Genomic DNA, 17,785 nt, shown 5'->3' with positions numbered 1-17,785 from the left:
GCTGGTCGTGCGCTACGGTGGCACCGACCGTGCCACAGCGAAGCCGGTGTGAAACCGGCGCTGTCCCGCAACTGTGATGCCCCGTACGCGCGGCGCCGGCCTTCCGCCGGCGCCGACGGACGTGGGACGAGCCAGGTCGCCTGCGGCCCGGTCGCGACACGCGCTCTCGAGGAAGGGCGCCTCGCGGGCGGGCCTTTCCTCCTGTCGGCGAAGCACCACACTCCTCGACCGACAGGAGGTTCCATGTCCCGACGTACCCCCCGGCTCTTCGCCGCCGCGCTCGCGGCCGGCGTGCTGCTCCTCGGCGGCTGTGCCGAGAAGACCTCTAACGACACCCCCGCCGCCGGCGGCTCCGGCGGCGCGTTCCCGGCCACCGTCGGCAAGCTGACGCTGGACAAGCGGCCCGAGAAGATCGTCTCCCTCGCGCCGACCTCCACCGAGATGCTGTTCGCCATCGGCGCCGGCAAGCAGGTCACCGCCGTCGACGACCAGTCGAACTACCCGCCCGAGGCGCCCCGCACCGACCTGTCCGGCTACCAGCCGAACGCCGAGGCGGTCGCCTCCCGCAACCCCGACCTGGTGGTCATCTCCGACAACCTCAACAAGATCGCCGACCAGCTCGTCGCGCTGAGGATCCCGGTCCTCCAGGTTCCCGCCGCGACCACGCTCGACGACACGTACCGCCAGCTCACCGACCTGGGCACGCTCACCGGTCACCGCGCCGAGGCGGACGCCGTGGTGCGGAAGATGAAGGACGACATCACCGCGCTGACCAAGGACCTGCCGAAGCGTACGGAGAAGCTGACCTACTACCACGAGCTGGGCCCGGAGCTGTACAGCGCGACCAGCAAGACCTTCATCGGCACCATCTACGCGCTCGCCGGGCTGGAGAACATCGCCGACGCGTCCGACGCCGACGGGAAGAACGGCGGTTACCCGCAGCTCTCCCAGGAGGTCATCGTCAAGGCGAACCCCGACTTCGTCTTCCTCTCCGACACGAAGTGCTGCAAGCAGAGCGCCGACACGGTGAAGGCGCGCAGCGGCTGGTCCGGCATCACCGCCGTGAAGAACAACCAGATCGTCGAGCTGGACGACGACATCGCCTCGCGCTGGGGCCCGCGCGTGGTCGACCTGCTCAAGGTGATCGTGGACGCCACCGCCAAGGTCCCGGCCTGACCGTGGCCCTACGACAGGCGGACTCCGCCCCGAGCCCGGCCGGGACGCCCGACGCGCCCCGGCCGGGTGCCCGGCTGCTGCCCCGCCCCGGGCGGCGTGCGGCGCGCGGCACTGCCGCTGCCCCGATCCGCCCCGCCGGGCTGCGCAAACGCTGGCTGTTCGCCGGTGTCGTGGCGGTGCTCGTCGCGCTCGTGGCGGGCGTCTCCCTCGGCCCGGTCAGCCTGCCGCCCGGCAGCGTCGCGGCCGAACTGCTCAACCTGCTGCCCGGTGTGCACCTGGACAGCGGGCTCACCGAGCGGGAAGTCGCGATCATCACCGAGTTGCGGCTGCCCCGGGTCGTGCTCGGCCTGCTCGTCGGCGCGCTCCTGGCCCTGGCCGGCGGCTGCTACCAGGGAGTCTTCCGTAACCCGCTGGCCGACCCGTACCTGCTCGGCGTGGCGGCCGGCGCCGGCTTCGCGGTCACCGCGGCCATCGTCCTCGGCGCCGGCGCGGGCGGTGCGCTGACCGGGCTGCCGATCACCATCCCGCTCGCCGCGTTCGTCGGGTCGCTCGGCGCGGTGATGCTGACGTACCTGCTCGGCGCGGCCGGGGGACGGGACCGGTCACCCGCCACGCTGATCCTGGCCGGCGTGGCGGTGTCCGCGTTCTTCGCCGCCGGGCAGACGTACCTGCTGCAACAGCACTCCGACAACATCCAGCAGGTCTACTCCTGGCTGCTCGGGCGGCTGGCCACCGCCGGCTGGCACGACGTGTGGCTGGTCCTGCCGTACTTCGTGCTCACCTCCGTGGTGGTGCTGCTGCACCGCCGCGAGCTGGACGTGCTCTCCGTCGGCGACGACGAGGCCGCCGGTCTCGGCCTGCACCCGCAGCGCTCCCGCTACCTGCTGATCGCCGCCGCGTCGCTCGGCACCGCCGCCGCCGTTTCCGCGTCCGGCCTGATCGGCTTCGTCGGCATCATCGTGCCGCACACCATGCGGCTGCTCGCCGGTTCCAGCCACCGGGTGATCCTGCCGCTGTCGATGCTGTTCGGCGGCGCGTTCCTGGCCCTGACCGACGTGGTCGCCCGGACCGCCGCCGCGCCCGCCGAGATCCCGATCGGCGTGGTCACCGCGCTTCTCGGCGGCCCGTTCTTCGTGCTGGTCCTGCGGACCGCCCGCCGGGTGGCGATGTGAACGCCCCCGCCGTACGCGTCCACGACCTGCGCGTCGACCTGGGCGGCAGCCCGGTCCTGGCCGGCGTCGACCTCACCGTCACGGCGGGCGAGTGGGTCACCGTGATCGGACCCAACGGCGCCGGCAAGTCGACCCTGTTGCGCGTCGTCGGCGGCCTGCTCACCGGCCCGGGCGAGGTGGCACTCTTCGGTACGCCGATCGGCGCGCTCCGCCGCCGCGACCGCGCCCGTGTCGTGGCCACCGTGACGCAGTCGCCTGTCGTGCCGATCGGCATGTCGGTGTTCGACTACGCGCTGCTCGGGCGTACCCCGTACATCCCGCCGCTGGGCCGCGAGTCCGCCGCCGACCTGGCCGCCGTGCACGAGGTGCTGGACCGGCTCGACCTGGGCCCGTTCGCCCACCGTGAGCTGGCGACGCTCTCCGGTGGCGAGCGGCAGCGCGTCTTCCTGGCCCGGGCGCTGGCCCAGGGGGCCACCCTGCTGCTGCTCGACGAGCCGACCAGCGCGCTGGACATCGGGCACCAGCAGGAGGTGCTGGAACTGGTCGACCAGCTCCGCCGCGAGCACGGCCTGACGGTGCTCGCCACCATGCACGACCTCTCCATCGCCGGCGAGTACGCCGACCGCCTGGTGCTGCTCGCCGACGGCCGGGTGGCCGCCGCCGGGCCGCCGGAGGAGGTGCTCACCGAGGAGCTGCTGGCCCGCCACTACCGTGCCCACATCCGAGTGATCCCCGGCGACCACGGCCCCCTCGTGGTCCCCGTCCGCCCAACCTGACCCCCTCCCTCGGCGGTCGCCGTCTCGCATCCTGGATCGGTGTCCCGTTTCCCGGGATGGCAGATAGATCTTGGTACGGAATGGCCCCCGGCAGGGCCGATTCGTACCAAGATCTCGACGGTCCTCGCCTCACCCCGGCGATCTTGCACTTTTAGTCCCGGCAAAAGGGGTGTATGCCCCGTCGGGAGGGCCGCAACTGCAAGACGACGGCGGGTGGGGGTGGGGGGTGTGGGTCAGCGGAGGGTGGAGATGGAGAAGAGGGCGCCGGACGGGTCGCGTAGGGCGGCGCCGCGTCCGGCCGGGTTGTCGCGGGGCGGGACCAGGATGGTGCCGCCCAGTTCGGCGGCCCGGGCGGCGGTCGCGTCGGTGTCCTCCACGGCGAAGTACACAGCCCAGTACGCGGGCAGGTCCGCCGGCAGCGGCTCGGCCCGGGGCAGCATCCCGGCGACGATCCGGGCGCCGCAGCGCCAGCCGGTGTACGCGTCCGGGCCGGCCGGTCGTTCCTCCGGATGCCAGCCGAAGACCAGCGCGTAGAACTCCTTCGCGCCCTCCGGGTCGGGGGTGACCAGCTCGTTCCAGCACATCGCACCCGGCGCGTTGTAGAGCTCGGCTCCGCGCATCGCCATCGGCTGCCAGACGCTGAACGCCGCGCCGGCCGGGTCGGCGAGCACTGCCATCCGGCCCTGCTGGGCGACGTCGAACGGCGAGACGACCACCTGCCCGCCGGCCGCCTCCACCCGGGTCGCGACCAGGTCGGCGTCGTCGGTCGCCACGTACATCGACCAGACCGGCACCTGGTCCGGCGTGGCGGGCGGCCCGGCCCCGGCGACCGCCTTGCCGTCCTTGCGGAAGACGGTGTAGCCGTCGGCTTCCGGCTCGGGGGAGACCTGCCCGGTCCAGCCGAACAGCTCGGGGTAGAACCGTCGGGCGTCGTCCAGACCGGGCGTGGCCAGGTCGGTCCAGCAGGGCGTGCCGGGCTCGACGCCGTTCACGGTGACCCCTCTCGCCGGGGGCGGCTCCGCTCGCCCGCCCTGTCGGCATCGTGGCACCGCCGGGTCGGCCACCGGGCCGGAACCGGACAAAAGGTCAGCTGAAGCGGCGTCCCTCGTCCCGCCGGTACGCCCAGCCGGCGAGCGCGGCGAGCACCAGCACCCAGACCACGAGCATCACCAGCGCCCGGGTGTCCGGCCGGAAGTCGGTGACCGCCGCCCAGATCAGTTCCACGGCGCCCCGGGTGGGCAGGTAGGGGGCGATCGCCTTGATGAAGCCGGGCGCGTCGTCCGGCCCGGAGAGGAGCCCACCGCCGAACGCGAGCGGGAAGAAGATCACCTGTGCCACCACGATCGCGGCCTTGCTCGGCAGCGAGTAGCCGATCGTCAGGCCGAGCAGCGTGAACGGCACCGAGACCACGGCCACGGCGCCAAGGCCGAGGAGGAACTGCACCGCGCTCACCCGCGCCTCGGTGGCGACCGCCGCGATCACCACCACCGGGATCATCGACACGTAGGTCAGGACCACCCCGGCCAGGATCCGCCCGGCCAGCCGCGGAGCCGGTCCCGTCGGCAGCGTCCGGGTGTACGGGTTCCAGGGCTGGTCGCGGTCCTCGGAGACGCCTACGCCGTACTGGAAGATGTTGGCGGTCATCACCGCGAACGTCACCATGGCGGCGGTGGCGTAGGTGGCGCCGGCCGGGTCGTCGCCGGCGAACGGCACCACGAAGAAGAGCATCGAGGCGGCGGGGAAGAACGCGCTGCCCACCACCGCCACCGGCACCCGGATGATCTCCAACAGGTGGTAGCGGGCGTGGACCAGGGCGAGCGGCACGGCGGTCTCCTAGGCGGGGGTGGGCGCGGGCCGGTCGTCGGCCGTGATGGCGAGGAACGCCTCCTCCAGCGAGGTGGGCCGGACCTCCAGATCGTGGAACGGCACCCCGGAGGTGACCAGGTCGCGGACGAGCTGGTCGGCGTCGGTGGTGAGCAGGTGCACCCGCCCGTCGGCACGTTCGGTGGTGACCACGCCCGGCAGCGCCGGCAGGTCGTCGGCGACCAGGCTGACCCGGCGTACGCCGACGATCCCGCGGATGGCCGCCACCGAGTCGTCGGCCAGCACCCGCCCGTGGCCGATCACCACCACCCGCTGCGCGAGCGCCTCCACCTCCTCCAGGTAGTGGCTGCTCAGCAGCACGGTGCCGCCGTCGGCGTGGAAGCCGCGGATCGCGTCCCAGAGCGCGTGCCGCGCCTCCACGTCGAGGCCGGTGGTCGGCTCGTCGAGCACCACCAGCCGGGGACGGCCGACGAACGCCAGCGCCACCGCGAGCCGGCGACGCTGCCCACCGGAGAGACCGCCGGTCTGCCGGCGTGCCTGGTCGGCGAGGCCGAACCGGTCGAGCAGCTCGCCCCGCGGCACCGGGTCGGGGAAGTGCGCCGAGACGAAGTCGACCACCTCGCCGACCCGCAGTGTGCCCGGCAGGCCGGTCTCCTGCGGCGTGACGCCGAGCTGCCGCCGGCTCGCCGGGTCGCGCGGATCGCCGCCGCACAGCTCGACCCGGCCGGCGGTGGGGCGGCGCAGCCCGACCAGCAGGTTGATCAGTGTGCTCTTGCCGGCGCCGTTCGGCCCGAGCAGGCCGACCAGCTCCCCGGCCCGGACGGTCAGGTCGACCCGGTCCAGCGCCAGCACCTCGCCGTAGCGGCGGCTGACCTGTTCGGCGCGGGCCAGGATCATCGGTGGTCTCCTCGGGCGGAGGGGCTGTGCATCCCCTGTCTACCGTGCCCGCGCCAGTCGCGGTGTCCCCGTACCCGGCTGCGCGCATCCCCTAGTCTGGTGACGCCGTCGACGACGGTGGAAGTTCCGACCGGACACTGGGGAGGGTCCGTGACCAGTCCGAGCAGGAATCTCGACGTCCAGCCGGAGGCGCTGAGGACGTTCGCGCTCGCCTCCCGGGACCGGTCCTCCCGGTTCCGCGAGTTGGAGCGGATGTTCCGCGACGGCCACGTGGCCCGGCACTCCTTCGGCGTGATGCCCGCGTCGTTCAGCCTCGCCGCCGCGTACGAGCAGCAGTTCGAGGCGTGCCTGCAAGGGCTGGCCGACGGCGCCGAGACCATGCTGACCATCGCCTCGGGCCTGATGGAGACGGCCGCCGCCTACGACGACACGGACGCGGCGAACGACACCATGTTCACCGCCGGCGGCTGAGGGGTGGGGCGATGAGCACCGAGGCGCTCCAGCGCAACAAGACCTACTTCGAGCAGATCGTGTCGGGCACGCCCGACCCGTTCAAGCCGCTGTCGAACGCGGTGCTCTGGCCGTTCGAGCAGCTCCTGGAACTGGTCGCCGGTGAGCCGGACGACCTGATGCGGGCGGCCCAGCTCGCGATGACCACCGGCGAGGCGGTCCGGCAGATCGCCGGTGACCAGGTGGCGGACCGGGCCCGGCTGCGCGGCGCCTGGAACGGCGACGCGGCGGAGAAGTTCCACGCCTCGATGCAGTCCATCGAGGCGGCGATGGACGACCTCGCAGCGGGGCTGGACGGCACCAAGGAGGTGCTGGTCGACTCCGCGAACGCGGCGGTGGACGCGTTCAACCTGCTGGTCGAACTGATCCTGGAGTTCCTGCTCTGGTTCCTGACCGAGGTCATCATCGCGGCGGTGGCGGCGGTGCTGAGCGCCGGGGTGAGCCTGGCCGCCACAGTGGTACGCGTGCTGGCGAGACTCGCCACCACGGTCGGCCGCATGGTGAAGATCGTGGCGCGGTTCGCGGAGATCCTCACGAAGCTCGCCACCAAGCTCCAGAAGGTCGCCAACCTGATCGAGCACTACGCCAAGGTGGTGATGGAGCTGCGCCGGGCCAAGAAGGCGTACAGCGCGTTCAACAAGTCCGGCTACACGAAGGCGGCGCTCGCCTTCAAGGTCGAACGCGCCGCCGTCCTCTTCCCGGGCAAGTTCGTCATCAACCAGGCGTCCCCGGTGAACATCCCCGGCATGGGCGGTGCCCTGCTCGACACCGGCATGGGCCTGCACGACGTCTCCGACGGGCGCAAGGACCGCAACTACCTGGTGGACGGCACGTACCGCGACGATCTCGGCCCGTACACCAAGGGCGTGCAGAACGTGTTCGACTCGATCGTGAACTGAGAGGCAGCAATGACGTTCCCGGCCCTGGACCGGATCGAGGCGCTCGCCCGCAACCTGGACGGGTGGCAGCGTGAACTCGGCGCGCGGATGGCCGAGCTGGAGCAGAGCAGCGCCGAGGGCGTGAGCGACTCCGGCCTGGTCACCGTCGTGGCCGCCGCCGACGGCAAGATCCTCTCCACCGACATCAACGCGCGGGCCATGCGCCTCGACTCGTACACGCTGGCCGAGGAGGTCACCTCGGCGGCGAACCGGGCGCAGGAGGCCGCCGCCGCCCGGGTCCGCGAGATCGTCGGCGAGGTGATGGGCAACGCGCCGGGCGCGGAGCGCCCCGCCGACGACGGCTACGGCCACGACCGATACTGAGCCGATGGACGAGACCAGATACCGCGACCGGATCGGCCTGCTCGTCGAGCCGGGCGAGCGCGTCCTGGCCCACGCCAAGGCCGACGTCGGCCAGGGGCTCGCCCCGGCTCCGCCGCCCGAGCCGGAGCCCACCGCCGAGCCGAGCCGGCGGACTGCCGGCTCGGTGCTGCTCAACGTGCTGCTGCCCCTTGCCACCTGGGATCGCGGCGACCGCCTGGTCGACGCGATCGGCTGGGGGATCGCCGGGCGCGGCGCACCCGGCTCGGCCGCCTCCCGGCTGCACCGCGCGCTCCGCCCGGCCCGGCCCGACCTCCAGGTCCGGGAGACGCTGCTCGCGGTCACCGACCGGCGGCTGGTGGTCTGCCGCACCGGCGGCGTCAAGCTGCTCGCCGGGCGCGAGGCCGAGGAACGCGCGTTGGCCGAGACCGCGGTGGCCTGGTCGGCCGCGCGTGCGGAGATCGCCTCCGCGCGGGTGGGGTGGCACCGGCTCAACCCGAAGCGGCTGCGGATCGACTTCACCGACGGCTCCTGGCTGTCGTTCACAGTGCCGATCGCCGAGTCCGGCCGCCCGCTGCGCGAGGTAGCCGCCGCGCTGGCCGTCTGACCGCGTCAGGCGGTCAGCGGCGCGGGCAGCGGCTCGCGGTGCAGCACGGCCAGGCGGGACACCGCCCGGGTCAGCACCACGTAGAGGCGGTGCAGCCCACGCGGCTCGGCGGCCACGATCGCGGCCGGCTCGACGACCACCACGTGGTCGTACTCCAGGCCCTTGACCAGCGTCGCCGGGACCACGGTGACGCGCGCCGCGGCCTCGACGTCGTCGGCGGTAGCGGTCTCGACGCCCGCGTCGGCGAGCGCCGCGCGGAGCCGGTCGACAGCGTCGTCGGCGGCGATCACACCGACCGAGCCGTCGTGGGCGAGCGCCGCCCGCACCTCGGCCACCGTCGCCGCCGTCAGGTCCTCGGCGGTACGCACATCGAGCGCGCCGTCGTTGCGCAGCGACCGGGCCGGGGGTACGTCGACGGCGAGCGCCGGCAGCAGCCGGTTCGCGAACGCCACCACGGCGGCCGGCACCCGGAAGCCGACGCTCAGTGGCACCACCGCCGCGTCCGGCTTGCCCAGGTGGGCCAGCGACTCCCGCCAGTCGGTGGCCGCCCAGGGCGCGGTGCCCTGGGCCAGGTCGCCGAGCAGCGTGATCGAGCCGTGCTCGCTGCGCCGGGCGATGGCCCGGCACTGCATCGGGGAGAGGTCCTGCGCCTCGTCGACCACCACGTGCCCGAAGCCGGCGGGCCGTTCCAGCAGCCCGGCGATCTCGTCGATGAGCACCGCGTCGGCGGCGGTCCACCGGGTCGCCTTCGCGGTGCGGCCGACGGTGCCGGACCGGAACAGCTCCTGCTCCTCGGGGGTGAGCAGGCCGTCGGCAGCGGCGGCGAGCGCGCCGGCGTCGGTACGCAGCCGGTGCAGCAGCCCGTCCGGGGTGAGCGCCGGCCAGACCGCGTCGACCAGGTCGGTGACCGGCTTGATCCGGCTCATCCGGCGCAGCCAGGCGTCGCTCGGTGACTCCGCCCGGCGGGCCTCGGCCTGGCGTTGCAGCAGCCCCACCACCCGCGCCCGGACCCGCTCCCGGCCGGTCGCGTAGGGCAGGCCCTCCCGGCGCGTCTCGGTGACCAGCCGGTGCAGCGGGTCGAGCCCGATCCGCCACCGGTACGAGCCGTCCGACACCATGATCGGCTCGGTCGGCGTACCGATGTGGGCCTCGACGGCCCGGCGCAGCACCTCGGCCATCCGGACGTCGTGCTTGAGCGCGGCGGCGGCCGGGTCGTCCACCGCGCGGACCGGCAACTGAGCGACCAGGTCCTCCACAGTGGCCTGCTCGACCTCGACCTCCCCGAGGGCGGGGAGCACCGCCGCGATGTACGACAGGAACGCCCGGTTCGGCCCGACGATCAGCACACCCGAGCGGCGCAGCCGTTCCCGGTGCAGATAGAGCAGGTACGCGGCGCGGTGCAGCCCGACCGCCGTCTTTCCGGTGCCCGGGGCACCCTGTACGCAGATCGAGTCGGCCAGGTCGGCCCGGACCAGTTCGTCCTGCTCCGGCTGGATGGTGGCGACGATGTCGCGCATCGGGCCGACGCGCGGGCGCTCGATCTCGGCGGTGAGGATGCGGCTGGCGGTGCCGAGTTCCTCGCCCCGGGCCAGGTGCTCGTCCTCGAAGCTGGTCAGCGTCCCGGCGCTGAACCCGAACCGGCGGCGTACGGCGACGCCCTGCGGATCGCGTGCGCTTGCCCGGTAGAACGACCGGGAGACCGGTGCCCGCCAGTCCAGCACCAGCGGCTCGCCCAGCTCGTCGGTGACGTGCCGCCGCCCGACGTGGTAGTCCCGCCCGGCGTGGTCCGGGTCGTCGCCGCCGAAGTCCAGGCGGCCGAAGAACAGCGGGGTGCTCGGGTCGTCGGCCAGCTCCTTGACCCGCCGGGCCATGTGCCGGCCGAGCTGCTCGGCGGTGTACGAGTCACCGGCCACCTTGTCGCCGGTGGCGAAGAGCGCCTCGGCGCGTTCCCGCATCCGGGTCAGCGCGGCGCGGGAGGCGTCGAGGTGGGCACGCTCGGCGGCCAGTTCGGCGTCGAGGCTCGGTGTGGCGTCAAGGTCGGTTGCGGGCACGATGAACTCCGATGGCTCAACTGAGGCTCGCTCGCGTGTCCGGGGCGGTTGGCCTGCTCCCGGCGCGGGGACGTCCGCTGCGGTGCATGCTCACCGCGGCCGTCGGGCGGCCCTCGACTCTACCGGCCCCGAACGCCGACGCCACCGAATTTCCGAAGCAGGCACCGATGTTGGTACGGAACCGCCCTCATGAGGGCGCCCCCGTACCAAGATCTGGCTGGTGGCGGCGTCGGCGGACCCGGGATCATTGAGGCATGACGGAGGCGCTTCCCGGCAGGAGTCGGGTGACGATCAGTGACCCGCAGGTGATGCGGGCGCTCGCTCACCCGGCCCGCATGGCGATCATGGAACACCTCGGGACGCTGGAGGGCGGTGCGACGGCCACCGAGTGCGCCGAGATCGCCGGGCTGTCGCCGAGTGCGACCAGTTACCACCTGCGCGAGCTGGCGAAGTTCGGGCTGGTCCAGCAGGCTCCCGGCCGGGGTGACGCCCGGGAGCGGGTCTGGCAGGCGGTGAATCCGTCGTACCGCGTCGAGGTGGGGCCGGGCGCCGACCCGGAGGCGCGTGCCGCCGAGGCGGCGCTGGTGGAGGCGCACATGGTCCGCGACGCCCAGCGGGTCCGGGACTGGTTGCGCCGCGCGCCGGACGAGCCGCCGGAGTGGTACGCGGCGACCTGGTTCAGCGACAGCATGCTGCTCCTGACCGCCGAGGAGTTGACCGAGTTGAATCACGCGATCCAGGCGCTGCTGGAGCCGTACCGGCGGCGGACCCGGGCCGATCCACCGGCCGGAGCGCGGCCGGTGGCGACGCAGTACCGGGCGATGCCGCTCGATTGAGGGGTTGCGCGCGTCAGTTGTGAAGGATTACTTTCGAAGTATGTCCTTCACAACTGACGAGTCGCGCTGGCCGGACGTCTGGCTCGCGGCGACCGCGCGCGGCGTCTCCAGTTGTGGGAACTTCCTGGTCACCAGCGCCCTCACGCTCGCGCTCCAGTCCGCCGGGGCCGGTGGGCTCGCGGTCTCCGGGCTGTTGCTCGCCGCGACACTGCCGCTCGTGGCGCTCGCCCCGCTGACCGGCCGCCTCGCCGACCGGGTGGACAGCCGGGTGCTGCTGATCGCCGCCGGGGCCGGCCAGGGTGCGACATGCGTGGCGCTCGCGTACGCCACGGATCCGGTGCTGGTGATCGCACTCGTGGCGCTGCTGGCCACCGGTCTCGCGGTCACCCAACCGGTGATCTCCGCGCTGGTGCCGGTCATGGTGCTGCCCGAGGACCTGCCCCGGGCGGGCGCGCTGAACCAGACCGCCGGCACGCTGGGCGCACTCGCCGGGCCGGCGCTGGCCGGGCTGCTCGTCGGCCAGTTCGGCACCCGGGTGCCACTGCTTCTCGGCGCCCTCAGCTATCTCTCGCTGGTGGCGGCCGGGCTGTTCGTCCGTACCCACAGGGGAGGCCGCAGGGCGGCGGCCGGAACCGCCGCCGTGGCCGCACCCCGGTGGCGGCTGCGGCGCGACCCGCTGCTGACGGTGATGGTCGGCAGCCTGGCCGCCGTGGTCGGCGCGGTCGGGGCGGTGAACGTCATCGAGGTCTTCTTCATCCGGGAGACGCTCGGCAGCAGCGCCACCGTGTACGGCCTGGTCACCGGCTCGTGGACGCTCGGCATCGTGCTCGGCGCGTGGCTGTTCGCCCGCGTCGCCCGCCGGCTCGCCGACGATGGCGCGCTGCTCGGGGCCGGGCTGGTGCTGCTCGGCGGATGCGGCGTGGCGGTGCTGGTCTCGGCGGCGGTGCCCTCGGCGTGGCTGCTCGTGCCCATCTGGCTGCTGGGCGGCGTGGCAAACGGCGGCGACAACGTCTTCAACAACCTGTTGCTGGCACGGCGGGTGCCGGAGGCGGCCCGGGGCCGGGCCTTCGCCACCTTCGGTGCGGCCGCCCAGGGCGCCGCGATGGGTGGCTACCTGGTCGGTGGCCTGCTGCTGGAGGTGGCCGGCCCGCGCACGCTCGTCGCCGGGTGTGGCGTGGCCGGCCTGCTGGTGGTGGTGGCGCTGGCCTGGCCGGTCCGCCGCGCGGTACGCGCCGAGCGCGCCGCCGCCCACGCCGCACCCGCCGCCCGCGCCGCCCGCGCCGCACCCGCCGCCCGCGCCGCCCGCGCCGCACCCGCCGCGGCGGAGCCCGCGTGACCGCCGCTGTTAACAAGGGGCCCTTCCTCTACCGCAGGCGTTAACAGGGGGCCCTTCCTTTCATTACGGGTGCGGAGTTCACCACTCCATCGGCTCCCCCGGCGGCGCGACGCAAGCCACGGCGATACGGTCGGGGCATGGCCGACCGCATCGCCCGCCCCCGGGTGGGGCACATCCAGTTTCTCAACTGCCTCCCGATCTACTGGGGGCTGATGCGATCCGGCGCGCTCATCGACGTCGACCTGCACAAGGACTCGCCGGACCGGCTGAGCGCCGCCCTGGTCGCCGGTGACCTGGACATCGGCCCGATCACGCTGGTGGAGTTCCTCAAGCACGCCGACGACCTGCTGCTCCTGCCCGACCTGGCGGTCGGCAGCGACGGGCCGGTGCTCTCGGTGAACGTCGTGTCCACCCGCCCGTTGGGTGAGCTGGACGGCGCCCGGGTGGCGCTCGGCTCCACCTCGCGTACCGGGGTGCTGCTGGCCCAGCTGCTGCTCGCCGAGCGGCACGGGGTACGCCCGGAGTACTTCCGCTGCCCGCCGGACCTGACCCAGATGCTGCTGGAGGCCGACGCCGGAGTGCTCATCGGCGACGTGGCGCTGCGCGCGCTCTACGAGGCGCCGGCCAAGGGTCTCGAGGTGACCGACCTGGGGCAGGCGTGGCACGACTGGACCGGCCTGCCGATGGTGTTCGCCGTCTGGGCGGTACGCCGCGAGTTCGCCGCCGCCCACCCGGGACTGGTCAAGGAGGTGCACGAGGCGTTCCTGCGCTCCCGTGACCTGTGCCTGGCCGAACTGGACCAGGTGGCGGAGGCGGCGGCCCGCTGGGAGACGTTCGACGCGGCGACGCTCGCCACGTACTTCCGCGCGCTCGACTTCTCGCTCGGCGAGCGGCAGGTGGCCGGGCTGCGCGAGTTCGCCCGCCGGGCGGCCGCGTACGGGGAGGTGCCGGCGCTGCCGGCCGACGGTCCGGAGTTCTTCCAGGGCTGAGCTTGCTCAGGTGGCCGGGCGCAGCAGCGCCTTGGTGATCCGTTCGCAGGCGTCCATGCCGTAGTCCCAGCCGCCCTCGACGCCGAACGGGGTGCGGAGCATCACGCCCATCGTCCAGGTGTCGCCGATGGCCAGGCAGTTGACGTGGTACTCCTCTTCGTCCTGCCGGTCGATCCACCCGTTCTTGATGGCGATCTTCTTCTGCTCGGCCGCCGGGAACGCCTTGCGGATGCCGAAGTCACCGGGGGCGCGTACCTGGCGCATCTCGTTCAGCAGCCACTTGGTCCACTTCGGCCCGGCGGCCCGGCCGTCGTCGATGCAGAGGCCGAGGCGCGCGGCGTCCCGGGGCGACAGCAGCGTCTGGCTCCAGCCGCCGTCGGAGGCGACCTCGCTGTCGGTCAGCTTGCAGATCGAGATGAGCCGCTCGATCGAGTCGGTGCCGCCGACGCTCCGGTAGAACTCCTGGGCCCGGGTGTTGTCGCTGTCCCGGATGATCTTCGTGGCGTCGGCCAGCTTCGCGTCGCTCGGCGTCTTGCCGTCCTCCGCGCTCAGGCGCAGGTAGTCGGCCACCACCCAGGACTTGATCAGGGACGCGGTGGTGCTCGTCTGGCCCATGTTCGCCGAGCCGATGATCTTTCCGGTGCGCTTGTCCAGCACGGACCAGCCGTACCAGCCCTTGATCTTGAGGCTGTCCAGGTTCTTCGCCTCGAACGGCAGCGGTTCCAGGGATCGCGAGGGGGCCACCCGCGGTTTCGCGCCGCGGTCCACGGTCCGCTGGGCGGACCGCTCGCCGGCCGGCTCCGGACGCGAGTTCGCGGTCGCCTCCAGCGGTGAGCCGGGGATCACCCGCAGGGAGAGGCCGAGCAGGCCGACGAGGGCTACCGCCAGGGCGCTGAACGCGAGCGGGCGCCGATAGCTGCCGGGCCGACGCCGGGCACCGGCCATCAGAGCTTCCCGACCGGCTGCTGCGGCACCTTGAGCGCCGCGCCGGGCTGCGGCGTCACGAGCTGGGTGGCGACGGCGGCGCACATCTTCGCACCGTACGGCAGGCCGGCGCTTCCCGGGTACCGCATCATCACGGCGAGACTCCACTTGTCGGTGAACGAAAGGCAGCTGACGTGCCAGTTGCCGTCGTAGGCGAGCTGCGTCCAGCCGTTCTTCATGTGCACCGGACCCTGCGCCTTGATCGTCGCGGGCAGGCCGTCGATGATGCCCCACCGGCCGCCGCCGGATCGCGTGGCCTGCTTGGTGACGCTACCGGCCACCTTTGTCATCTCGCTGAGCAGCCACTCGGTCCACTTGGGGCCGGCGGCGCGGCCGTCGGCGATGCAGTCACCGAGGCGGGCCGCGTCCCGGGGGGACATCTCGGTGAAGCTCCACCAGCCCTTGTAGTCGGGCACGGTACCGGGCCGGGTGTCGGTCAGACCGCAGATCCGGATAGCGCGGGCGATGACCGGGTCGGGCCGGCCGCCCGGCTGCGGCTTGTAGGAGCCGCCCGCCGCCCGGTAGACGGCGTTCGCGCCGTCGTCGTCGCTGTCCCGGATCGCCAGGATCGCCGCCTTCTTGAGCCCGGCGCTCGGCTGCTTGTCGCCCAGCTGGCGAAGGTAGTCCGCGACGATCCAGGCCTTGAGCATCGACTCGGTGGAGCTGGTCTGGTTCATGTTCTGCGCGCCGGTGACCCTGCCGGTCTCGCGATCCATCAGGGCCCAGGAGAAGAATTCGCCCTTGAAGTTCACCGACACCGGCGCGTCGCGCAGCGTCGGCGCAGCCGGCGCCGTCGGGGCGGGCACCGGGACCTGCTCGCCGCCGCCGATGCCCCCCGCGCCGGCGGAGAACTTCGCGTACGCGGCCGGCACCAGCATGACGCCACCGATGAGGATCGCCACGATGGCGACCGCCATGGTCACGCGAGGTCGCATGAGTGGTGAGCTCCAGATGTCTGGCCGGGGGGACCGGCGCTTCGCATGGGTCCGGCCCGGTCGCCGACAGGCCGGGGGACGATGGCCTGAACGGTGACGATCATGAAGCCGAACGGTTTGCCGGGGGGAAGTCTACTTCCGGACAGTCCTGATGACAGGTCTCGACACCCATGACTTTGCCGGGTCGGCGGGATATTGAGCCACTTTGCCTCTCTTGGGAGGTTTAACCGGAGCTGAGTGATCGACATCACAGCGACCTGGGCCGATGAGGGGGCGCATGTGCCCGGTTGCGCGAGACGATCGCCGAAACCTGTTACACCCCCTGGTGTGGTTCGTGCCGAGCTGTAACACTGGCTGCATGTATGGCAACGACTTCGCCCCGCCGGAGGACGCTCCGGGCGGCGGCCTGCTCGGCGAGGTGGAGGCCGCGGAGGCGGCGCTGCGCGAGGCGGCGGCGCGGTCCCGGCGCGGCGGCGCGGTGCCCGACGAGGATGTCGAGGCGTACTTCGCCGACGTGATCAGCGCGGATCAGAAGATCGAGCCCCGCGACTGGATGCCCGAGGCGTACCGCAGGACGCTGATCCGGCAGATCGCCCAGCACGCCCACTCCGAGATCATCGGCATGCAGCCGGAGGGCAACTGGATCAGCCGCGCGCCGTCGCTCAAGCGCAAGGCGATCCTGCTCGCGAAGGTGCAGGACGAGGCCGGGCACGGCCTCTACCTCTACGCCGCCGCCGAGACGCTCGGGATCAGCCGCGACGAGCTGGTGGAGCTGCTGCTCGACGGGCGGCAGAAGTACAGCTCGATCTTCAACTACCCGACGCTGACCTGGGCCGACGTGGGCGCGATCGGCTGGCTGGTGGACGGCGCGGCGATCGTCAACCAGGTGCCGCTGTGCCGCTGCTCCTACGGCCCGTACGCCCGCGCGATGATCCGGGTCTGCAAGGAGGAGTCGTTCCACCAGCGGCAGGGCTACGAGATCCTGCACACGCTGGCGCACGGCACCCCGGCGCAGAAGGCGATGGCCCAGGACGCGGTCGACCGCTGGTGGTACCCGTCACTGGCCATGTTCGGCCCGCCCGACGGCGACTCGACGCACAGCGCCCAGTCCATGGCCTGGAAGATCAAGCGCTTCTCCAACGACGAGCTGCGTCAGCGCTTCGTCGACATGTGCGTCGGTCAGGCGGAGGTGCTCGGCCTCACCCTCCCCGACCCGGACCTGCGCTGGAACGACGAGCGGCAGGCGTACGACTACACCCAGCCCGACTACGACGAGCTGATGCGGGTGATCAAGGGCGACGGGCCGTGCAACAGGGAGCGGATGGCGCACCGGCGCAAGGCGCACGCCGACGGCGCGTGGGTACGGGAGGCCGCCGCGGCGTACGCCGCGAAGCGGGTGGAGCGAAAGGAATCGGTCGCGGCATGAGCAGTGAGTCATCTCCCCTGTGGGAGGTGTTCGTGCGGGCCCGCCGTGGCCTGTCGCACACCCACGTCGGCAGCCTGCACGCCCCCGACGCCGAGCTGGCCCTGCGCAACGCGCGGGACCTCTACACCCGCCGCCAGGAGGGCGTCTCCATCTGGGTGGTGCCGGCGAGCGCGATCACCGCGTCCAGCCCCGACGAGAAGGACGCCTTCTTCGACCCGGCCGCCGACAAGGTCTACCGCCACCCGACGTTCTACGAGGTCCCCGAAGGGGCTGCCCACCTATGAGTTTCGACTTCACGCTCGCCATCGGCGACGACGCGCTCATCGCCGCGCAGCGCCTCGGTGAGTGGACCTCCCGCGCTCCCGAGATGGAGGAGGACATCGCGCTGGCGAACATCGCCCTCGACCAGCTCGGCGCGGCGCGGCTGCTGCTCACGTACGCGGGCGAGCTGGAGGGCGCCGGCCGGGACGAGGACGCCCTGGCCTACCTGCGCGACGACCGCGAGTTCCGCAACTGCCTGCTGGTCGAGCTGCCGAACGGCGACTTCGGCGTGACCATGGCGAAACTGTTCTTCCTGGCCGCGTACCAGGTGCCGCTCTACACGGCGCTGGCCGGCTGCGCGGATGAGCGGCTGGCGGCGGTCGGGGCGAAGGCGCGCAAGGAGTCGGCGTACCACCTGGACCACGCCGCGCTGTGGGTGAAGCGGCTCGGCGACGGCACCGAGGAGTCGCACCGGCGCATGCAGGACGCGGTCGACCAGGTGTGGCCGTACGTCCACGAGCTGTTCGACCCGTCCCCGGCGGCGCCGGTCGACCCGGCCGGCCTCCGGGCCGACTTCGACGCCACGGTGACGGTGGTGCTGGACGAGGCCACGCTCACCCGCCCGGAGACGGGCTGGACGCCGGGTGGCGGCCGGGACGGCCTGCACACCGAACACCTCTCCTACCTGCTCGCCGAGATGCAGGTGCTGCACCGCGCCCACCCCGGAGCCGACTGGTGAGTGCGGG

The 17,785-nt window shown here is 72.8% G+C and carries 19 protein-coding genes and 1 riboswitch; of the genes, 13 read left to right on the top strand and 6 right to left on the bottom strand.

Annotated features, from left to right (window positions below; genetic code table 11):
• Positions 1-42: 42 nt before the first annotated feature.
• A riboswitch (cobalamin riboswitch) is annotated at positions 43-136 on the top strand.
• Between the two features lie 107 nt (positions 137-243).
• From AB0C17_RS10130 to AB0C17_RS10120, 3 genes are all read left to right on the top strand, one after another.
• Positions 244-1,176 (top strand): ABC transporter substrate-binding protein, encoded by a 933-nt coding sequence (locus AB0C17_RS10130; protein ID WP_357474239.1) that lies wholly within the window; start codon positions 244-246, stop codon positions 1,174-1,176.
• A 74-nt stretch (positions 1,177-1,250) separates the two neighbouring features.
• Positions 1,251-2,348: an iron ABC transporter permease gene (locus AB0C17_RS10125; RefSeq protein ID WP_357386947.1), complete on the top strand. Its 1,098-nt coding sequence runs from the start codon at positions 1,251-1,253 to the stop codon at positions 2,346-2,348.
• Positions 2,345-3,124: an ABC transporter ATP-binding protein gene (locus AB0C17_RS10120; protein ID WP_357386861.1), complete on the top strand. Its 780-nt coding sequence runs from the start codon at positions 2,345-2,347 to the stop codon at positions 3,122-3,124. Before AB0C17_RS10125 ends, AB0C17_RS10120 begins: the two co-directional genes overlap by 4 nt.
• A gap of 233 nt (positions 3,125-3,357) precedes the next feature.
• Here the strand turns inward: AB0C17_RS10120 and AB0C17_RS10115 are convergent, their stop codons facing one another.
• The 3 genes from AB0C17_RS10115 to AB0C17_RS10105 all read right to left on the bottom strand — a co-directional run bounded on the left by AB0C17_RS10115 (position 3,358) and on the right by AB0C17_RS10105 (position 5,845).
• Positions 3,358-4,116 (bottom strand): VOC family protein, encoded by a 759-nt coding sequence (locus AB0C17_RS10115; RefSeq protein WP_357477991.1) that lies wholly within the window; start codon positions 4,114-4,116, stop codon positions 3,358-3,360.
• Between the two features lie 94 nt (positions 4,117-4,210).
• Positions 4,211-4,948, bottom strand: a complete 738-nt coding sequence (locus AB0C17_RS10110; protein WP_357477987.1) for an ABC transporter permease — start codon at positions 4,946-4,948, stop codon at positions 4,211-4,213.
• Positions 4,949-4,957: 9 nt separating this feature from the next.
• Positions 4,958-5,845 (bottom strand): ABC transporter ATP-binding protein, encoded by an 888-nt coding sequence (locus tag AB0C17_RS10105; protein WP_357386867.1) that lies wholly within the window; start codon positions 5,843-5,845, stop codon positions 4,958-4,960.
• Between the two features lie 150 nt (positions 5,846-5,995).
• Between AB0C17_RS10105 and AB0C17_RS10100 the strand changes: the two genes are divergently transcribed.
• From AB0C17_RS10100 to AB0C17_RS10085, 4 genes are read left to right on the top strand one after another with little or no spacing between them, the layout of a single operon-like run.
• Entirely contained in the window at positions 5,996-6,316 is a 321-nt protein-coding gene (locus AB0C17_RS10100) for a type VII secretion target (protein WP_357386869.1), read from the top strand.
• Positions 6,317-6,327: 11 nt separating this feature from the next.
• The gene (locus AB0C17_RS10095; protein ID WP_357386871.1) at positions 6,328-7,254 is read left to right on the top strand and encodes a WXG100 family type VII secretion target; all 927 of its coding nucleotides are present in this window, start codon (positions 6,328-6,330) and stop codon (positions 7,252-7,254) included.
• A 9-nt stretch (positions 7,255-7,263) separates the two neighbouring features.
• Positions 7,264-7,617, top strand: a complete 354-nt coding sequence (locus tag AB0C17_RS10090) for a YbaB/EbfC family nucleoid-associated protein (RefSeq protein ID WP_357477984.1) — start codon at positions 7,264-7,266, stop codon at positions 7,615-7,617.
• A 4-nt stretch (positions 7,618-7,621) separates the two neighbouring features.
• Positions 7,622-8,221: a hypothetical protein gene (locus tag AB0C17_RS10085; protein ID WP_357386875.1), complete on the top strand. Its 600-nt coding sequence runs from the start codon at positions 7,622-7,624 to the stop codon at positions 8,219-8,221.
• Between the two features lie 5 nt (positions 8,222-8,226).
• Here the strand turns inward: AB0C17_RS10085 and AB0C17_RS10080 are convergent, their stop codons facing one another.
• A complete protein-coding gene (locus AB0C17_RS10080) occupies positions 8,227-10,272 on the bottom strand; it encodes an AAA family ATPase (RefSeq protein WP_357477981.1) in 2,046 nt (681 codons plus the stop codon).
• A gap of 254 nt (positions 10,273-10,526) precedes the next feature.
• On the opposite strand from AB0C17_RS10080, the gene AB0C17_RS10075 reads away from it, so the two are divergent.
• From AB0C17_RS10075 to AB0C17_RS10065, 3 genes are all read left to right on the top strand, one after another.
• A complete protein-coding gene (locus AB0C17_RS10075) occupies positions 10,527-11,108 on the top strand; it encodes a winged helix-turn-helix domain-containing protein (RefSeq protein WP_357386878.1) in 582 nt (193 codons plus the stop codon).
• Between the two features lie 40 nt (positions 11,109-11,148).
• The gene (locus AB0C17_RS10070) at positions 11,149-12,444 is read left to right on the top strand and encodes an MFS transporter (protein ID WP_357477979.1); all 1,296 of its coding nucleotides are present in this window, start codon (positions 11,149-11,151) and stop codon (positions 12,442-12,444) included.
• 137 nt (positions 12,445-12,581) lie between these two features.
• Positions 12,582-13,433, top strand: a complete 852-nt coding sequence (locus AB0C17_RS10065; RefSeq protein WP_357477977.1) for a menaquinone biosynthesis protein — start codon at positions 12,582-12,584, stop codon at positions 13,431-13,433.
• A 6-nt stretch (positions 13,434-13,439) separates the two neighbouring features.
• Here AB0C17_RS10065 and AB0C17_RS10060 read toward each other — a convergent pair whose 3' ends face one another.
• Positions 13,440-14,378 (bottom strand): hypothetical protein, encoded by a 939-nt coding sequence (locus AB0C17_RS10060; protein ID WP_357386882.1) that lies wholly within the window; start codon positions 14,376-14,378, stop codon positions 13,440-13,442.
• The gene (locus AB0C17_RS10055; protein WP_357386884.1) at positions 14,378-15,352 is read right to left on the bottom strand and encodes a hypothetical protein; all 975 of its coding nucleotides are present in this window, start codon (positions 15,350-15,352) and stop codon (positions 14,378-14,380) included. Before AB0C17_RS10055 ends, AB0C17_RS10060 begins: the two co-directional genes overlap by 1 nt.
• A gap of 358 nt (positions 15,353-15,710) precedes the next feature.
• On the opposite strand from AB0C17_RS10055, the gene paaA reads away from it, so the two are divergent.
• From paaA to paaC, 3 genes are read left to right on the top strand one after another with little or no spacing between them, the layout of a single operon-like run.
• Positions 15,711-16,778 (top strand): 1,2-phenylacetyl-CoA epoxidase subunit PaaA, encoded by a 1,068-nt coding sequence (gene paaA / locus AB0C17_RS10050; protein WP_357477974.1) that lies wholly within the window; start codon positions 15,711-15,713, stop codon positions 16,776-16,778.
• Complete coding sequence (paaB, locus tag AB0C17_RS10045) at positions 16,775-17,062, top strand: 1,2-phenylacetyl-CoA epoxidase subunit PaaB (protein WP_357477971.1); 288 nt, start codon at positions 16,775-16,777, stop codon at positions 17,060-17,062. Before paaA ends, paaB begins: the two co-directional genes overlap by 4 nt.
• Positions 17,059-17,778 (top strand): 1,2-phenylacetyl-CoA epoxidase subunit PaaC, encoded by a 720-nt coding sequence (paaC, locus tag AB0C17_RS10040; protein ID WP_357477969.1) that lies wholly within the window; start codon positions 17,059-17,061, stop codon positions 17,776-17,778. The genes paaB and paaC overlap by 4 nt, the downstream gene beginning before the upstream one ends.
• The last annotated feature ends 7 nt before the right edge of the window (positions 17,779-17,785 follow it).

Origin of the sequence: Micromonospora sp. NPDC048887 (assembly GCF_040649715.1) — a bacterium.
Lineage (GTDB): Bacteria > Actinomycetota > Actinomycetes > Mycobacteriales > Micromonosporaceae > Micromonospora.
This window is presented reverse-complemented; position numbering and strand designations above follow the sequence as displayed.